This window comes from Bifidobacterium sp. wkB338, from assembly GCF_003688325.1.
GTDB lineage: Bacteria > Actinomycetota > Actinomycetes > Actinomycetales > Bifidobacteriaceae > Bombiscardovia > Bombiscardovia polysaccharolytica.
The window spans coordinates 32,570-51,339 of the sequence record NZ_NPOR01000013.1; the positions used below are offsets into that span (position 1 = coordinate 32,570).

The window sequence follows — 18,770 nt, forward strand, 5'->3', positions numbered from 1 at the left end:
GTTAGTCGGGCGGGTGGTCAGCCACCCTCTGCCGCGCTCCCCTTGCCATGCCGATGGCACAGCGGATGGTTCCACAGTCATCGGTGATGAAGCAGCCTCGGTCCCAATCAGGGGCCGTGCCGCGAATGACAGAAAAAGACAGAGAAGGAAAACGAGGTGCGAGAGCTGTATGCTCCCATTTGAAAAGAATTCAAGGATTGTCTTCTGTGGAGACTCGGTCACTGATGTCAACCGTGATTACAAGGCCGTTCCCGCCGGTTGGGGCTCTTTCGGCGATGGCTATGTCAACCTGGTCCATGCCCTTCTTACCGCTGTCTACCCCGACCGGGAACTCATGATCATGAACGAGGGAGTCAGCGGAGACGACATCAAGTTGATGGCGGCCCGGTGGGACAGGGATGTGCTCGACATGAAGCCCGACTACGTCTCCGTCATGATAGGAATCAACGATGTCTGGCGTCACTTTGATGGCCCCTTCCGTCAGGCGGACCTGGTCTCCCTGGATGAATTCGAACAGACCTACGAGAATCTGATGTGCAGGACCGAGCCCCGTGTCAAGGGCCTGATTGTCATGAGTCCCTTCATGATGGAGCCCAACAGGGATGATCCGATGAGGGCCATGGTCGACCGTTATGCCGAGGTGGCAAGGCAGGTGGCGGACCGGCATGGGGCCACCTACGTGGACGTCCAGGCTGCCATGGACCACTTCCTCGAGAAACAGAGTAGCTACATACTCAGCATGGACCGTTGCCACCCCGGGATCGAGGGGCATATGCTGGTGGCTAGGACCTGGCTCCAGGCCGTCGGCTTTGACTGGGAAAGGACCACATTCGATGACGAAAAGTGAACAGGAGCCCCGCCCCCTGCGTGAAGACGTAGTCGGGGCCGACAATCTTTCGCGGGTGGATGACGAGATCAGCCGTGGCGCCTTCAAGGCCGATTGGGCCTCCCTGTGCACTATGGAACCTCCCACCTGGTTCGCCGATGCCAAGTTCGGCATCTTCACCCACTGGGGCCTATACAGCGTGCCCGCCTTCAATAACGAGTGGTACTCGCGCAACATGTATATCAAGGGGTGCCCGGAGTTCGACCACCATGTGAAGACCTACGGACCTCAGAAGGAGTTCGGTTACAAGGACTTCATCCCCATGTTCAAGGCAGAGCGTTTCGACCCTGACCAGTGGCTGGACCTCTTCCGCCGGGCTGGCGCTCGCTACTACATGCCCGTGGCCGAGCACCACGATGGATTCCAGATGTACCGCAGCGATCTGTCGGAATGGAACGCCTTCGACAAGGGGCCCCATCGCGATCTTATCGGCGAGCTGCGGCGGGCCACTCTGGATCAGGGCCTTCATTTCGCCCTGTCCGACCACCGGGCTGAGCACTGGTGGTTCATGGGCCACGGGCAGGAGTTCGACAGCGACGTGCATCAGCCCATGAAGAAGGGCGACTTCTACTGGCCCGCCATGCCCGAGCCTGACAATCAGGACCTCTTCAGCAAGCCCTATCCCACCAAGGAGTACCTGGACGATTGGCTCCTTCGGGTCTGCGAGGTGATCGACGCCTATCGGCCCGAACTCCTCTATTTCGACTGGTGGGTTCAGCATGAGGCGTTCAAGCCCTATTTGCAGCGCCTTGCCGCTTACTACTATGACCGGTCCGTCGAGTGGGGGGCCCCGACCGCCATCTGTTACAAGATGGACGGCATGGCCTGGGGTTCGGGCATCGTAGATGTGGAGCGCGGCGGCTTCGCCAACCCCACCCCCTTCGTCTGGCAGACGGACACTGCCATCGCCCGCAACTCCTGGTGTCACACGACCACGTTGGATCACAAGTCGGTGGCTGAAATTCTGGCCGCCCTCCTCGACGCGGTCAGCAAGAACGGCAATCTCATGCTCAACATTGGTCCTTGCGCCGACGGGTCCATCGACCCCGAGGAGGAGGAGATGTTGGAATCCATCGGTCGTTGGATGGATGTGAACGGGGAAGGAATCTATGGATCCCGCCCCTGGTGGATCGCTCAGGAGGGTCCCACCCACCCGGCAGAGGGGTCCTTCGCGGACCAGACCGAGGCCGTCTTCACCTCCGAGGATTTCCGGTTCACCTCGGCATCAGGCGCTATTTACGCCTACCAGCTCAAGCCTGCAGCAGACGGACGGGCCCTGATTAAGGCCTTCGCCCCACGCGGCAAGGAGGGGTCGGTCTTTCAGGGGATTGTCCGCCAGGTTAGCCAGTTGGGTGCAGGACCAGTCAACTACCAGCTGACGGACCAGGGACTGGCGGTTCAAGGCCTCAAGGACCCCGTCGCGACCACGGTCGCAGGTCTGCCCTTGGGCATCCGGATCGATGTGGAGTGAGATTCGGATTCTGCATGATTTCTGTCACCAGCTCTAGGACATAGTGACCGACAACAACAAGGAAAGTTAGGAAAACATGAAGTTTCTCAACGGAGAGTGGCTGGTGCGAGACGGTTTCGACGTCAAATATGCGGCCAACATCTACAGCGCCGACGTCGAAGAGAGGAAGCTGACCCTCTACGCCCCCTTCCAGGTGATCAGGAATCCTGGCATGACCCTGGACGGAGGACTGCTCACCATCGAGGTCACCTCTCCCCGTCCCGACATCATCACCACCCGGATCATCAACTACAGGCAGGATCACAGCCATGACCCCCGGTTCACACTGAACCGGACCGATCCCCCGGTGAAGATTGAGGAGAGTGAGAAGGGATGGACCTTCACCAGTGGCAGGCTGGTCTTGAAGATCGCCAAGGGTGACGCCATCGACTTCGAGTACGAGTATGAGGGCCGTCCGTTGACCAAGTCGGCGTGGAGGGGCAAGGCCCTAGTGACCGATGACAATGGCAGGCCACACGTGGTCGAGTCCCTCAATCTGGGCGTGGGAGAGAAGATCTACGGTCTGGGCGAGCGTTTCACCAACTTCGTCAAGAATGGGCAAACGGTCACCATCTGGAATCAGGATGGCGGCACAGGCACGGCCCAGGCCTACAAGAACGTCCCCTTCTATATGAGCAATCGGGGGTATGGGGTCTTCGTGGATTCCACTGATAAGGTGGAGTTCGAGATCGGTTCCGATGAGGTCTCCAAGGTCCAGTTCTCCGTCCCCGGCCAGGAGCTGACATACTCGGTGATCGGCGGCCAGGACCTTAAAGGGGTGCTGAACACCTACACCGATCTGACCGGCAAGCCCCCTCTGGTCCCCGACTGGAGCTTCGGTTTGTGGTTGTCGACCTCCTTCACCACCGACTATGACGAGAAAACCGTCAACGAGTTTGTCGACGGGATGGCGGAGCGGGACATTCCCCTGTCGGTCTTCCACTTCGACTGCCGCTGGATGGACGACCTGGAATGGTGCAACTTCGAGTGGAAACACTCCGCCTTCCCGGATCCCGAAGGGATGCTGGCCCGCCTCCACCAGAAGGGTCTCAAGGTCTGTGCCTGGATCAATCCCTACATCGCCCAGAAGTCCAAGCTCTTCAAGGAAGGGGCCGAGAAGGGGTACTTCATCAAGCGCACTGACGGCCAGGTCTGGCAGTGGGACAAGTGGCAGGCGGGCATGGCCATCGTCGACTTCACCAACCCCGAAGCAACGGCCTGGTACCAGAGCAAGCTCAGGCACCTGCTGGATCAGGGTGTGGACTGCTTCAAGACCGACTTCGGCGAGCGCATCCCCACTGAGGGCGTCGTCTATTATGACGGTTCCGACCCGGTCAAGATGCACAACTATTACACCCTCCTATACAACAAGGCCGTCTATGACCTCCTGGTCGAGGTGAAGGGGGCCGACCAGGCCATTCTCTTCGCCCGCTCCGCGACGGTGGGTGGTCAGTGCTACCCGGTCCACTGGGGTGGGGATTGCACCTCCAACTACCCCTCCATGGCCGAAAGCCTGAGGGCCGGCCTCTCTTTCGGCATGAGCGGATTCGGTTACTGGAGCCACGACATCGCAGGCTTCGAGGACCAGCCCACCCCCGACATCTACAAGCGCTGGACCCAGTTCGGCCTCCTTTCCTCGCACTCCCGCTACCATGGGTCCACCGCATATAAGGTTCCCTGGCTTTATGGAGATGAGGCCGTCGAAGTCACCCGTGAGTTCGCCAAGCTTAAGCAGCGTCTTGTGCCCTATCTGATCAAAATGTCGCATGAGACCCATGAGACGGGCCTGCCCATGATGAGGGCCATGGTCTTGGAATTCCCCAGTGACCCGACCTGCGAGGACATCGACACCCAGTACATGTTGGGTGACGACATCCTGGTGGCCCCAATCTTCAACGAGGACGGGACCGCCCGCTTCTATGTGCCAGATGAGGGCACGGGCCGACCCTGGGCCAACATGCTGACCGGGAAGACCTATGAGCCTGGACGCTGGTTCCAGGAGACCTACGACTACCACACCCTGCCGGTCCTGGTCAGGCCCGGCACCGATCCTCTCCACGTGTGAGCCAGATCCTAGTGCTACGTGCTACATGCGAGACCGGGTGCCGCTTTCGGCATCCGGCCCCTGTGCCCGGTGCGGTCCTCCCCGGACCAGTAGGTCAGGGGAGGACCTGGATTGCATAAATGAAAACGCTAATGGATGCATGTGCTCGTAGGCTTCCCCTCCGATTAAAGACCCTGCCGTCAGGGCGGTGCATCCCTTATCGATACAGCCTTATCGGCAGAAAGAAGTGGATGGTTCATGGCGACAGCCCTTGAATTCGTCAGACAGTTGGGCCTGGGTTGGAACCTGGGCAACACCTTCGATGCTTTTCCCCTCCAAGGGGAGCATGAGAAGGCCGTGAAAGAGGGTTGGACCTGGACCCCGGAGGATCAGGAGAAGCTCTGGTTCAACCAGCCCTTCACCCCTGAGTGCGCCCGCCTGGTCAAGCAGGCCGGGTTCGACACCATCCGCATCCCGGTGACCTGGGTGGAGTGGATTGACGGGGAGGGCCACGTGGACTCCATCTGGATGAACGCGGTCCGCCGGGCCGTCGACTGGAGCCTGGATGCCGGGCTCAAGGTGATAGTCAATGTCCATCACGATGGTGGTGAGGGTGATCTCCCCTGGATCCGCAAGGCGGACAAGGACCCGGATGGGGTCTGCAGGCGGTTCGCCGGACTCTGGCGTGAGATCGCCGACACGTTCAAGGATTACGGGCAGGACCTCATTCTGGAGGGTGGCAACGAGATTGGCTTCGATGGCATGGACCGGGACCAGGCCTATGTACTCTTGGAAAGGCTCAACCAGATTTTCGTTGACACGGTCAGGGCCAGTGGATCGCACAACGCCGACCGCTTCCTGCTGATTCCCGGTTACAACACCGACACGGCCATGACCTGTGACTCCCGTTACCACCTGCCTAAAGACAGCGTGGCGGACCGGCTGATCGTATCCATCCACTATTACTCCCCGGCCGACTTCGCCCTGGCAACACACGACACCACCTGGTGCAAACCCAGGCAGGAGTGGGGCAGTGAGGCGGACGTCAAGGCAATGGAGGCCGATTTCGCCACCCAGCGCCGTCGCTTTGTCGATACAGGCATCCCCGTGATCATCGGAGAGTATGGACTGCTGACCGAGGCCGTGGACGGGAAGGACCACGCCAGTAACCTCAAGTGGATATCGACCGTTCTAAACTGCTGCCGCGAGAATGGATCCTGCCCGGTCCTCTGGGATACCTCCACAAAGGAGATGTGTTTCCTGGACCGGACCACCGGCCGCTTCTTCGACCCCGATATGGCCTCCTTATTCGCCCAGGCCAAGGCGGACCGCCAGTAGGGGGAGGTACCGCGATGACCCTGTTCAACTGCAAACCCGCCCTCCGGATCGCCTCAGGATTCCACCCGGACCCGACCATCTGCCGGGCCCCTTCGGGCCGCTACTTCCTGGTCAACAGCTCTTTCGAGTATTTCCCGGGCCTTCCCATATACGAGAGTGGCGACGGGAAGCATTGGGCCCTGGTAGGGAACGCCATGGACCGCCCCTCCCAGTTCCCCTGCGAGGGCATGGGCAACAGCGGGGGCATTTACGCTCCCACCCTGCGCTGGCATGATGGCCTGTTCTACCTGATCGTCACCAACGTCAACAAGGGGACCATGATCATGACCACGCCGGACCCCCACCAGGGATGGTCCGATCCTCTGTGGATCAAGGGGTGGCCCGGTATCGATCCCACCCTTCTCTTCGATGACGATGGAACCGTCTACATCTGCGGCAATGAAAGCGACCAGGTTGACCAGGAAGGTAATAGGGAGGTCCCAGGTATCTATCTGTCCCGTCTGGATGTGGGCACGGGAACCGTCCTGTCTAAAAGGGAGGGAATCTGCGGAGGGACCACCGGGGCAAATCCTGAGGGGCCTCACATGTACAAGCGGGATGGCCTCTACTATCTGATGTGGGCGGAGGGAGGCACCGAGGCTGGTCACATGGAGAACATGGCCCGTTCCGCCTCGCCCACAGGCCCCTACGAGATGTGTCCGGGCAACCCCCTGATCACCAACCGGAGCACCCATCTGACCCTTCAGGCCATCGGCCACTGCGACTGCGCCGGATTCGATGAGGACCGTACCCTGATGGTCTTCCACGGAACCCGGAACAACCATGAGTATCCCGCCCAGGGTTGGCTGGGTAGGGAGTCCTATGCGGTCTGGTTCGCATGGAAGGATGGATGGCCCACTCTGGCCGACCAGTCCTACGATGTCCCCCTTCTGGGCAAGGGGGAGGCCCTTGAGGATCAGATTGACTGGATCGCCCCTTCCTTGGACAGGGCAGGTCGTTTTAGCGTGGCGGATTCGGGCGACCCAACGGCGACCCGCATACTTGTGGAGGCCGCAGGCCATGACTTCGGCCTGGACGACGGGGCGCCCATGATCGGGACCCGGCAGACCGACTTCCGCTGTACCTTCGAGGCCACCCTCCCCGAGCCGGCCCAGTTGGCTTATGGCCAGGCCGGATTGGCCGTCTACGCCAATGCCGACCATTACATGGATCTGTCGGTGGAACCTGCGCGCAATGGTCTGGTACATGTCCAGGTCCAGGTACACAACGCCGGCCTGGTCAGCCTGGTGGGGTCCGCAGAACTGCCGGCCGGGGCGCCCATAGGCCTTGAGGTCAGGGGGGACGAGATGGGCTACGCTTTTCGCGCTTCGGGGCGGGACGGGGATCACGATCTGGGTCATGCACCGGGCAAGGTCCTCAGCTTCACCAACGCCGGCGGCTTCACCGGAATCCTTCTGGGGGTCTACGCCCATGGAGCCGGACGGGTCACCTTCGATCCGGTGGCCTACCGGGTCTGAGCAATCCATACATTCGCAAAAACAACAAGAGATGTCGCCCGCTATGGAGCCATCTGGTGCCCGTCGGACGACCTGAAGGAGATTGAGCATGAAACCCACATTCAGCAGCTTCCTGTTCGGGGGCGATTGGAATCCGGAACAGTGGCCGGAGGACACCTGGGAACAGGACATCGAAAAACTCGAGGACGCCCACATCAACGAGGCCACCATCAACGTCTTCTCCTGGGCCCTTCTGCAACCTTCGGAAGACAGATATGACTTCTCCATGCTGGATAAGATTGTGGCCCTCCTGGTCAAGCACCGGTTCAACATCGTCATGGCTACGGGGACGGCGGCCCTGCCTGCCTGGATGGTCAGGACCCACCCAGAGGTGATTCGGACCGACCAGGAGGGCAGGCATCGCGTTTTCGGTGGCCGACATAACTTCTGCCCCACCAGTGAATACTTCCGACAGGCATCCGGGGCTCTGGCGGGCCATCTGGCCGAACGCTACGCCGACACCCCGGGCCTGGTGGCCTGGCATGTGGGCAACGAGTACGGCGGCGGTGGCGGCCTGTGTTACTGCGAGGGCTGTGCACGGGCCTTCCGTGTCTGGCTGAAGGAGAAGTACGGCACGGTCCAGGCCCTCAACCAGGCCTGGTGTGCCAACTTCTGGAGCCACACAATCTACGACTGGGATGACGTGGTTCCACCAGTGACCTACGGCGACGGGATCGGTGAGAACAAGTGCGTGATCTCCGGCCTGCAGATGGATTACCGCCGCTTCCAGGAGCAGGCACAGCTGGCCTGCTTCACCAATGAGCGCGACGCCATCCGCCGTCACGACGGTTCCACGCCGATCACCACCAACCTGATGGGGACTTTCAAGGACCTGGACTACTTCGAGTGGGGCCAGGAGATGGACTTGGTCAGCTGGGACAACTATCCGGGCATGGACACCCCATCCAGCTTCACCGCAATGTCCCACGACCTCATGCGGGGGGTGGGCGGAGGCCGACCCTTCATGCTGATGGAGCAGACGCCCAACCAGCAGAACTGGTTCCCCTTCTGCAAGGTCAAGCGGCCCGGCGAGGTCCGCGAACTCAGTTGGCAGGCTGTGGCCCATGGGGCCGACACGGTTCAGTTCTTCCAGATGAAACAGTCCCGGGGTGGCTGTGAGCGCTTCCACGGGGCTGTCATAGACCACAGCGGCAGTGAGGAATCCCGGGTCTTCAAGGAGACCGCTGCCCTGGGGGCCGAGCTGGATCGGGTGGGGGCCTGTCTCATGGGTAGCCGAGTGGTGGCCAGGGTGGCCATCATGTTCGACTGGCAGAGCTACTGGTCCCTGGAAGGTTGCGTGGGCCCCACGGCAGGCTTCTCCTACCCCCAGGAGATCCACCGCTTCTACCGTCCCCTTTACCGCCGCAACCTGGCTGTAGATTTCATACCCAGCACGTCCCCGGTCGAGACACTGAAGAAGTATGACCTGATCCTGGCCCCGGCTCTGATCTCCCTATTGCCCGGTGTGGCAGACCACCTGGAGTCCTATGTGTCCGACGAGGGCACCTTCGTCACCGGCTATATGGCCGGTATCCATGACGAACGCGACCTGGTGGTTCCAGGCGGGTATCCGGGTGTTCTGAGGGGACTGACCGGGGTTTGGGTCAAGGAGATCGATGCCCTGGCGCCTGATGAAACCATACCGGTGGAAGGTCTGGCAGCTGCTGACGGCCAGCCTGCTGGTCAGATTGTGGCCAGCCTGATTCATTGCGAGGGAGCCAAGCCCCTTGCCACCTACGGGGGTGGTGACTTCTACGCCGGCAGCCCCGCCCTGACGGTGAACGATTTCGGCAAGGGGAGGGCCTACTTCGTTGGCACTCCTTTGGACGAGGCTGGCATGGATGCCTTCATGGATTCCATCATTGACAGCCTGGGGCTCCCCGCGGTCGATACTCCCAAGAACGTCAGCCTTTCCATTCGCCAATCGGATGACGGGACACGGTATGCCATTGTGATCAACTCGGCCCACTCGCCAGTCACCACCGACCTTCCCCTCCTAAGGGGCGGTGAGGACCTCTTGGCCGGCGGCCGGGTGTCTGGCCCACTGCATCTGCCTCCCTACGGGGTGGCTCTGGTCGCACTGGCCTGACCGGCCAACAGTGAACTTGAGTATCCGGGTCCTGTCATGGCTGGCATCAAGGAGGTGGCCGCGCGAGCCGGCGTCTCCATCAGCACCGTATCCTATGCCATCAGCGGGAAACGGTCGGTCAGCGCCTCTACCAGGGCCAGGGTCATGCAGGCCGCCCGCGAACTGGGCTATGTACCTCGGTCGCATGGCCGTTTAGCCCGGGGTGCAGGGACTGGGATCATCGCCCTGAGCTCACCCATAGACGAGGGAACGGTCTACGGGGACTGGTCGCCTTTTTTCTTTGGGGTGGCCCGGCGCTCCCATCTGCGCGGATACGATGTTCTGGCCCTTATGGGGGAGGATGAGGACCTGGCTGCTCTGGCGGATTCAGGCCAGGTGGACGGGATTCTCCTGATGGATGTGACGGTGGACGATCCTCGCACGGAACAGGTCGCTTACTCGCGGGTTCCCGTGGTGTCCCTCGGTTGTCCGGACAGCCTGGACGGGGCCTACGCGGTGGATCTGGACTTCGAACAGATGGGCCGTTTGGCCGTCCACCGTATGGTCGTGGCCGGCCACACCCACATCCTCTTCTTGGGGGCCAACCCGGATGCCTATGAGGAGGGCGTCAATTTCCTGGTCCGGACCAGGAAGGCGGTCAGGTCGTCGGCCGTCGATGCTCATCTAGTTGTCACGGAGAAGTACCTCGACGGTGAGGGAGCCCACACCATGGACCGCCTGGTAAGTCGCGCCCTGGCCGCTGATCCGCAGATTTCGGCTGTTATAGGACAGGTGGACACGATGGGTATGTTCAACCTAGTCAGGGCCCTAGCTGCTTTAGGCAGACCGGTGGGATCGGCCATGTCGGTCATCCAGTTGGGCTCCTTCGGCAGGGGGGCCGTGTTGGACCCGCCTCTGGACGAAATCCCCCTGCGTCCCTACCCGGCATGCGGCCGTGCCGTCGATGTTCTGGTCGAGATGGTGGAGGGGAGGCGCCCCAGGCCTGGTAAGGGAATCAAGGAGTTGATTCCGGTAATCTACCTGGACCGGGGTTCGGTCAGGCCCCCGGGCAGGCCTGGTAAAGGGTAAGGCTCAGAGCCTGATCCGGGGACTGTCGAAATCCATCGAAATGATTCGTCCTCACGCTTTAGTCCCCTTTATGCTGATCAGTGCGTTCTTGCATGGTGATGAGGCCATGGCGTGTGGCTCGTGATGGAAGCGAGGTAGATATGCACAGTCAAAAGACGAGGAAGTCGACGATGTGGACCAGGCCGATGGCCGTTCTGGCCACTCTGGTAATCGCGATGAGCGTGGGGGCCTGTGGATCGGGCGGCGGATCGGAGGCCGAGGGGGCTGACGACGGATCACCGATGACGGTGGAGGTCTTCGACCAGCTGGCCAACTATCAGGGTAAGCAAAAGGGTTGGTTCGCCAAACTGGTAAAGGACAAGTTCAACATCACCCTCAACATCGTGGCTCCCAACGTGGCGGGCGGGGGCAACACGCTTTTCGACACTCGTTCTGCTGCTGGCAACCTGGGTGATCTGGTGGTCATAGGCTCCAACGGCGGTCAGGCCAAGAAGGTGGTCAAGGCAGGCCTGGTGGCCGACCTGACCCCTTATGTGAAAGATGCCAAACACCTTAAGACTTACCAGGGGGCCATGGATCAGCTCAGGGCCGATGCCGGCCGCAAGGACGGCACCTGGGGAATTCCTATCTCCGTCTCGGCCCTCTCGCCCACAGAGCCCAGTGAGGGGGTGGAGCCCACCTTCGGCCCCTTCGTCAGATGGGACTACTACAAGGAGGTCGGTTACCCCAAGGTTGCCACCCTGGAGGATCTTCTGCCCGTTCTGGAGAAGATGCAGGAGAGAGCCCGTCAGGAGACCGGCCGCAAGGACATCTACGCTTTGAGTCTCTTCAAGGACTGGGACGATCAAGCCATGCAAAACGGCTTCCAGTTGCCAGCCTTCTACGGTTATGCCGAGGGGACCGGGTATGTGATGAGCAATGCCGATGGGTCGGATGCCCAGTCCCTAATCGCCCCGGACGGGGTTTACGTGAGGGCTCTGAAGTTCTTCAACAAGGCGCAGAGGATGGGCCTGGTCGATCCCGATTCCACCACGCAGAACTACGACACCATGTTCGCCAAGTACCAGCAGGGCAAGATTCTCTTCTCCTTCTGGCCCTGGCTGGGGCAGGCGGCCTACAACACCGAGACCCACAGGAAGGAGGGGAAGGGGTTCATGATGCTCTCTATAGACGACATGAAGATCGCCTCCAAGGGGGCGCAGCCAAACGGAACCTCCACCTTCATCGGGGTGGGGGCCAAGGCGAAGAACAAGGCCCGCCTGGTTAGATTCATCGACTGGCTCTATTCGCCGGAAGGCATACAGGCCTCCGGCTCCCAGACCAACGGAGCCGCCGGTCTCAAGGAGCTGACCTGGAAGGTAGAGGGGGGGCGACCGGTCCTGACGGATTTCGGTGTCAAAGCTCTGGCCGGTGAGAAGGTAAACGTCCCCGAGGGATACGGGGGAGGGGGCTATACAGATGGGGCTTCCCAACTCAATGTCAACACGGTCCTGAACAAGGGTTTGGATTCTGCCACCAAAGCCCCCTACAACTATCAGATGTGGGATTCGGAACTGGACAAGCGGACCACGGCCCTCGACAGGGACTGGCAGGCACACATGGGCGGTGCCCGAACCACGATGGAGTATTTGGAGAAAGCGAAGAAGCTGGCCGTGATACCCGGGGCCAGCTATTCCACACCCAAGGAGTCCTCCGTCATCTCGACCATCCGGGGACAGGTCAAGACCGCCGTGGTCAACGGCTGCTGGCAGGCTGTCTTCGCCAAGGATGACGAAGGGTTCGACTCGGTCTGGTCCTCCATGGTGAAAAACGTGGACGGGCTGGGCTTCCGGAAAGTCTATCAGGTGGACATGGATAACACCCACAGTCTCTTCTCGGCGCGCAAGGCAATCGAGAAGCAGTATGCCGATCGGAAGTGATCCCAGTTCGCCTGATGCGGCCCCGGGATTCCGATCCTTGATTGCAGGATCGGAATCCCGGGGAATGTGGATGGCAGGGACTTGTCACCTTCTCGGGGTGTGAGTGGGAGTCAGGCGGTCGGGTCTTCCTGCCCCCTGAAGGTCCGTTTGATCCAGGCAGATGCGAGACGTGGCCAGATCTGTACGCAGGGTTCGATTCCATTGGTTCCCTGCCAGGCGGTCTCTTCGGTCCCCAGGCCCAGACCGTGGCCTCCGTGGGGGAAGAGGTGGGCTTCCACGCTGACGCCAGCCTGCTTGCACGCTTCTACCAGCATGAGGGTGTTCTCCGGAGGGACCAGGCCATCCTCCATGGTGTGCCAGACGAATACGGGCGGGGTCTTGCTGTCTATGTGCTTTTCGATGGAAACCGCCTCTAGGGCCTCAGGGTCCTCCTTCTTGTCGCCAAGGAGGTGGTCGATGCTCCCTCGGTGGGCGAGGGGGCCGGAGGTGATGACCGGATAGCCCAGCATAAGGCCGTCGGGGCGGACGGCGTCGGGGTCATAGCCGTGGGCCCGGAGGTCCTGGTCTCCGGCGGTAGTGGCCAGGTTGGCCGCCAGGTGGCCACCGGCTGAGAAGCCCATGATGCTGATGGCCTTGGGGTCCACGTGCCACTGGTCGGCGTGCTCACGGATGCGCTTCATGGCTTCAGCCGCTTCGACCAAGGCTGTCGGGTACACGGAGGGCCAGCAGGAATAGCGCAGAACGAAGGCATTGTAGCCAGCCGCCAGGAACTGTACGGCGATGGGTTCGGCCTCCCTGTCCGAGGTCATCTCATAGCCGCCCCCGGGGATGACCAGGACCGATGGGCGGACCCGGTCTGGCACTACCTCCTCGCTGTTGTCCAGGCTGTAGCCGACGAACTTGGCCCGGCTGCCGTCAATCCCCTCAATCTCCTGCTCGAAATACTGCATCTGCTCTCATCCTCTTTGATACTCAGGGCCCGCAGGCCGTGATTCATTGTAATTCACCAGGTGGTTCGGCGGTCCTTCAGAAGGTCACGGTCACGTCTACGGGATTTTCGCTGGTCTGGGGTGGTACTATCCCGCCACTCAGTTCCTGGCCGTCCAAGCTGACCGAACGCCTTCCAGTCCGCTTCATGGAAATCCGATAGGTGACCCCCCTCCAGGTCCTGCCGATGGTCAATTCGTTGAATTCGATGGGCAGGTGGGGTTCTATAGCCAGCCCGTCCAAGGTGGGCCTGACCCCCAGCAGGTACTGGGAGACATCCACGAAGGACCAAGCAGCCGTGCCTGTCAGCCATGAGTTCTTTCCCTCGCCGGGGGTGGGGGATTCAGGACCGGCCATCATCTGGCAGTAGACGTAGGGTTCCACCTTGCGGATGTCAGACTTCTCCTCCAGGTAGGCCGGGCAGGTGCGCTTGTAGACCGCAAAGGCCTCCTCGTCATCGCCGACCATGGCGTTGGCTATGGAGATCCAGGGGTTGACGTGGCAGAAGATGCCGCCATTCTCTTTGTAACCCTTGGGATAGGAGGATATTTCGCCCAGTTCGATACGGTAGGTGGAATAGGCGGGGGCCAGGATGGCGGTACCCCAGGAGGAGGTCAGCCTCTCCTTGACCGAGGTCAAAGCCTGTCGGGCCTTGCCGTCACCAAGACCAATACCGGCCATCACGCACATCCCCTGAGGCTCGATGTAGATCTGCCCCTCGGTGTCAGTGTGGGAACCGACAGGACGGGAGTAAGCATCGTAGGCCCTGAGGAACCACCGGCCGTCCCAGCCGGCCCCCTCCACGGCATGGGTCATCTTCTCGATGGCCTGGCGGACCGTGGCAGTCTCCTGGGCAACAGCCTCCCTGCCCATCCCGCAATCCGTCCCGTAATGGTCCAGGATGTCGGCGTAGTGGTCGGCGTAGAGGACGAACATACCCCCGATCAGGACCGACTCAGCCACGCCTGTGTCATTGTTCTCGACAGTCTGGAAACTCTCTCCCGGCGTATCGGAGAAGCAGTTGAGGTCAAGGCAGTCATTCCAATCGGCCCGTCCGATCAGGGGGAGCTTATGCGGACCCAGGTGGTTCATTGTGAACCCGACCGATCTGCGGAGGTGCTCCAGGAGGGGCTCTTCGGTCCCTTCCACATTGTTGAAGGGGACGGGCTCCTCCAGGATGGAGGAATCCCCGGTCTCGGCCAGGTAGGCGTAGGTACCGGCCACCAGCCAGAGAGGGTCATCGTTGAAGCCGCCGCCAATGTCGGCGTTCCCCCTCTTGGTCAGGGGTTGGTACTGGTGCCAGGCCGACCCATCCTCCAGCTGGGTTGAGGCGATGTCGATGATGCGCTGACGGGCGCGGCCGGGGATCAGGTGGACGAAGCCCAGAAGATCCTGGTTGGAGTCGCGGAAGCCCATCCCCCTCCCCGTGCCCGACTCGAAATAGGAGGCCGAACGCGAAAGGTTGAAGGTGACCATGCACTGGTACTGATGCCAGATGTTGACCATCCGGTCCAGGCGAGGATCGTCGCTGTCCACGGTGAACCGACCCAGAAGGTCGGCCCAATAGGCCTTGAGGTCGGCGAAAGCCTGGTCGACCTGGTCGTCCCTTCTGAATCGGTCGAAGAGGGCGTGTGCGGGTTTCTTGTTGATGATTCCCACCTTGGCAGGGTCATCCGGGTCCTCCCACTTGTCTTCCTTGGGCAATTGGACATAGCCCAGGATGAATACCAGGCTCTCCTCCTGGCCGGGGTCCAGGGATAGCCTGACCCTGTTGGCGGCTATGGGGAACCAGCCGTGCGCAACAGAGTTGTGGGCTCTGCCTTCGGTGATGGCCTGGGGAGTGTCCCAGCCGTTGAACCGACCCAGAAATTCGTCTCTGCTGGTGTCGAACCCGCGGGTATGTCGGTTGACGCCGAAGAAGGCGTAATGGTTCCGGCGTTCCTTGTACTCGGTCTTGTGGTAGAGAAGGGTGGCTTCCGATCCCTGCTCGACCTCCACTTCGCCTGTAGACAGGTTGCGCTGGAAGTTGCTGGAGTCGTCCACGGCGTTCCACAGGCACCACTCCACGCAGCCGGTCACATCCAGGAGGACGGGAGAGTCGGTGGTGTTCCTGATTCTCAGACGGTTGATTTCGGCATCGGCATCCACCGGAACGAAGGCGGTCATGACTGTGTCGATCCCCTTGTAGGAGGATTCGAAGATGGTATATCCGGTTCCCTGGCGGCAGCTGTACCGGTCAAGGGGGGTCCTGGAGGGCAGGAAGGTGGGCGACCAGGTGGCTAGGGGGGCGGACTCTGGGTCGTCCCGATTCATGAGGCTCAGATAGTAGCTACGGCTGCCGTTGTCGGCAGGTACCCCGTTGTAGCGGTAGCGGGTTATCCTCTGGAGCTTGGCGTCTTTATAAAAAGAATAACCGCCGCCTGTGTTGGAGATGAGGGAGAAGAAGTCCTGGTTGCCCAAATAGTTGATCCAGGGCAGCGGGGTGGCGGGTGTGTCGATGACATACTCCCTGGCTGCGTCGTCAAAATAACCGTAATGCATGTTCTCCCTATCCTCGATGCAACCTTGGCTCAGCCCCCTCGGGTTGGGGCCGGTTGGGCAGGCCGCAGGCAGCCCTTCCGGTCTGTATCAGGGGCCACGACATCCTGAAGGCAACAGCGTCCGATGGGAATAGCTGCCGGAATCGTACCCCACTACGGGAAGGACCGCTAGGCTGGCGACCCGCGTTTGTATTATCGTTTGACTAAGATGATAGCATTCATTAATAAACCTATAGATAAGCGTGTGTGGATTTCCTTTAATGGTTGAAATCATGTGGCGACCAACAGTTCGGAACCCCAAGGGTTGGGAATGTTGGAGCCGCTTGCAGTTATGATGGGGACCCACGAGGGCGGGCTGCAACCGCAGGGACGGGGTCCCCGCCCGCAAGGTGCCTGTGTAAAGGAGGTTCATGACCGGCGTAGAGGATTGGAACCAGTACCGGGCCGGCAAGAGGGCCACCGGATCCGGCCCAACGGTCGGATCCACTTTCTCGGAGAACCCTCGTGCTCGTCAGGTGTTTACCGGCAAGGCCTTCACCCGGCGCAAGCGGATGACTGCCGATGAACGCAGGGATCAGATTGTGAAGGCTGCCGTCAAGGTGATTGCCGTCAAAGGCTTTTGGGGGATGTCCCTGCAGGACGTGGCCGATCAGGTAGGCATCACAGAGGCCGCTCTCTACCATTACATCAACTCCAAGAACGACCTGTTCAGCATGGTCATGGAGCAGGCCTATGACTCTCCTGAAGCCGACGAATTCATCTACAAGACCTGTACGGGGACGGATGCGGACGGACACAGCCTCCTCTTCTTCCCCCGATTCTGCGCCAACAACGTTATTTTCAATGCCCGCAGGCCGGAGATGGTCAAGCTCTTCTCCATCCTGAACGGTGAGGCCCTCAGCCCTTCACACCCAGCTCACCGCTATTTCATAGGCCGCAACCAGAAGTTCTGGCAGACCATCAAGTCACTGAACTGGTGCCTGCCCAGAGGGTACGACCTGGACCGTTTCCACCACATGTGGATGCTGTGCATGTCGGCCATGGATGGCCTGCAATACCGCTGGCTGGCGGACGGGTCAGCCGACCTGGTGGCCGAGTGGCTCGCCTTCTCCGACGAGCTCTTCCCCCAGGAGAAGTGGCATGGGTTCATGGACCCCAGTGACATCGACCCGGATTCTGAAGAATGCCTGGCTTCCTACGGCCTTATCACGGGTGGGGGGCAGACGGCTTAGGAACGGCAGCTTCGTTCAGACGGCGTCTGCAGTGGGACGGCGGCCGCCAAGGGTATCCGTCGGCCGAAGGACAGCAAATGATCGCAAGCGGGTAAAGCGCTATGGATATGAAAGAAACGGAAGAGAGGATTGGCATGGGCCAAGAGAGCAAGTTCATCTTCCCGTCCGATTTCACTTGGGGAACGGCCACGGCCGCCTTCCAGGTGGAAGGGGCGGCACATGAGGACGGCAGGACGGATTCCATCTGGGACACATATTGCGCCCGACCGGGCGTAGTCGTCGACGGATCCAACGGTGATGTGGCCTGCGATCAGTATCACCGCTACCCGGAAGACATAGCCCTGATGAAGCAGATGGGTGTCGGCGCCTACCGCATGTCCATATCCTGGTCCCGTATTTTTCCTACAGCCGGTGGTCCGGTGAACCAAGCCGGGCTGGACCACTACCTGAAGGTCCTTGATATGCTGCGTGACAATGGAATCAGGCCCGTCGTCACCCTATACCACTGGGACCTTCCCCAGTACCTACAGGATGCCGGAGGCTGGCCCAGCAGGGACACAGCTCTCCGTTTTGGCGACTACGCCTCCGCCCTGGCCGCTTCCTTCGGCGATCGGGTGGACACCTGGACCACCCTGAACGAGCCTTGGTGCGCGGCTTACCTGGGTTATGGGAACGGGGCCCATGCCCCCGGGATCAAAGACTACGACCAGGCCTTGGCCGCCGTCCACCATCTGAACCTGGCCCATGGACTGGCCTGCCAGGCCATCAGGGCCCAGGTTGGGCAGGATGCCCGACTCTCGGTCACCCTCAACCTTCAGGTGACCCGGGCGGCCTCGGACAGCCCGGAGGACCTCGCCGCCAAGAAGAGGGCCGACCTCTTCGCCAACGAGGTCTTCCTGGCCCCCATGCTGGAGGGGGCTTATCCGGAAGGCGTCAGTCAGGCGGCGAGGGGGGACACCGACTGGCGCTTCGTGCAGGACGGTGACCTGGAAACCATCCACCAGCCCCTTGACGTTCTAGGACTGAACTACTATGCCACCACATATGTAAAGGCCAGGAGGGCTGATGGTGAATCCGCCGATGCCTCGGTCGGTCCCGAGGGCAAGCTGGTCGATCGCCATGCCAACGCTATGCCGGCCCAGGATAGCGTGGAGGGGCAGGCCCCGCAGGGAGAGCTGACGGGAATGGGCTGGAACCAGGAACCCCAGGGTCTGACCGATGTGCTGGTGGAGATGGGCCGACGTTTCCCCGACATGGAACTCATGGTGACCGAGAACGGCTCCGCCTGGGATGACCAGGTCAGTCAGGATCCGGACGCGCCCGGCGGGAAGATCGTCCACGACCCCAAGCGGGTGGCCTATCTGGAAGAGCATGTCAAGGCTGTGGCCAAGGCCATTCAGGCCGGGTCTCGGGTGACCGGCTACTTTGCCTGGTCCCTGCTGGACAACTTTGAGTGGGCCCTGGGCTACACCAAGCGCTTTGGGCTGATCAGGGTCGACTATGACACCCAGGAGCGGATCTGGAAGGATTCCGGTCTGCGTTACGCGCAAATCATCCGTGATCGCGCAGTCTGAGCAAGACGGCATACAAGACATACAAAG

Annotated in this window: 12 protein-coding genes; 10 read left to right on the forward strand and 2 right to left on the reverse strand. The window is 60.9% G+C overall.

The window, feature by feature from the left end:
- Positions 1-169 precede the first annotated feature (169 nt).
- The 8 genes from CI603_RS03220 to CI603_RS03255 all read left to right on the forward strand — a co-directional run bounded on the left by CI603_RS03220 (position 170) and on the right by CI603_RS03255 (position 12,410).
- Complete coding sequence (locus tag CI603_RS03220) at positions 170-847, forward strand: SGNH/GDSL hydrolase family protein (protein WP_121913021.1); 678 nt, start codon at positions 170-172, stop codon at positions 845-847.
- Complete coding sequence (locus tag CI603_RS03225) at positions 834-2,357, forward strand: alpha-L-fucosidase (protein ID WP_121913022.1); 1,524 nt, start codon at positions 834-836, stop codon at positions 2,355-2,357. Before CI603_RS03220 ends, CI603_RS03225 begins: the two co-directional genes overlap by 14 nt.
- A 76-nt stretch (positions 2,358-2,433) precedes the next feature.
- The gene (yicI, locus tag CI603_RS03230) at positions 2,434-4,461 is read left to right on the forward strand and encodes an alpha-xylosidase (RefSeq protein WP_121913023.1); all 2,028 of its coding nucleotides are present in this window, start codon (positions 2,434-2,436) and stop codon (positions 4,459-4,461) included.
- Positions 4,462-4,698: 237 nt separating this feature from the next.
- Positions 4,699-5,778 carry a glycoside hydrolase family 5 protein gene (locus tag CI603_RS03235; RefSeq protein ID WP_121913024.1) on the forward strand — a complete coding sequence of 360 codons (1,080 nt, stop codon included), beginning with the start codon at positions 4,699-4,701 and terminating at the stop codon, positions 5,776-5,778.
- 14 nt (positions 5,779-5,792) lie between these two features.
- Positions 5,793-7,295, forward strand: a complete 1,503-nt coding sequence (locus CI603_RS03240) for a glycoside hydrolase family 43 protein (protein WP_121913025.1) — start codon at positions 5,793-5,795, stop codon at positions 7,293-7,295.
- Positions 7,296-7,383: 88 nt separating this feature from the next.
- Positions 7,384-9,423, forward strand: coding sequence for a beta-galactosidase (locus CI603_RS03245; protein ID WP_121913026.1), 2,040 nt, complete (start codon positions 7,384-7,386; stop codon positions 9,421-9,423).
- A gap of 36 nt (positions 9,424-9,459) precedes the next feature.
- Positions 9,460-10,491 carry a LacI family DNA-binding transcriptional regulator gene (locus CI603_RS03250; RefSeq protein WP_121913027.1) on the forward strand — a complete coding sequence of 344 codons (1,032 nt, stop codon included), beginning with the start codon at positions 9,460-9,462 and terminating at the stop codon, positions 10,489-10,491.
- A 185-nt stretch (positions 10,492-10,676) separates the two neighbouring features.
- Positions 10,677-12,410, forward strand: coding sequence for an extracellular solute-binding protein (locus tag CI603_RS03255; RefSeq protein WP_395947964.1), 1,734 nt, complete (start codon positions 10,677-10,679; stop codon positions 12,408-12,410).
- A 110-nt stretch (positions 12,411-12,520) separates the two neighbouring features.
- Here the strand turns inward: CI603_RS03255 and CI603_RS03260 are convergent, their stop codons facing one another.
- Both CI603_RS03260 and CI603_RS03265 read right to left on the reverse strand, forming a co-directional pair.
- Positions 12,521-13,360 (reverse strand): alpha/beta hydrolase, encoded by an 840-nt coding sequence (locus tag CI603_RS03260; protein WP_121913029.1) that lies wholly within the window; start codon positions 13,358-13,360, stop codon positions 12,521-12,523.
- Between the two features lie 76 nt (positions 13,361-13,436).
- Positions 13,437-15,938: a GH36-type glycosyl hydrolase domain-containing protein gene (locus CI603_RS03265; RefSeq protein WP_121913030.1), complete on the reverse strand. Its 2,502-nt coding sequence runs from the start codon at positions 15,936-15,938 to the stop codon at positions 13,437-13,439.
- A 409-nt stretch (positions 15,939-16,347) separates the two neighbouring features.
- Here CI603_RS03265 and CI603_RS03270 point away from each other — a divergent pair, with 409 nt between their 5' ends.
- Together CI603_RS03270 and CI603_RS03275 are read left to right on the forward strand one after the other, a co-directional pair.
- Positions 16,348-17,169 carry a TetR/AcrR family transcriptional regulator gene (locus tag CI603_RS03270; protein WP_121913031.1) on the forward strand — a complete coding sequence of 274 codons (822 nt, stop codon included), beginning with the start codon at positions 16,348-16,350 and terminating at the stop codon, positions 17,167-17,169.
- 107 nt (positions 17,170-17,276) lie between these two features.
- On the forward strand, positions 17,277-18,743 hold the full coding sequence (locus tag CI603_RS03275) for a glycoside hydrolase family 1 protein (protein ID WP_259465462.1): 1,467 nt from the start codon (positions 17,277-17,279) through the stop codon (positions 18,741-18,743).
- The last annotated feature ends 27 nt before the right edge of the window (positions 18,744-18,770 follow it).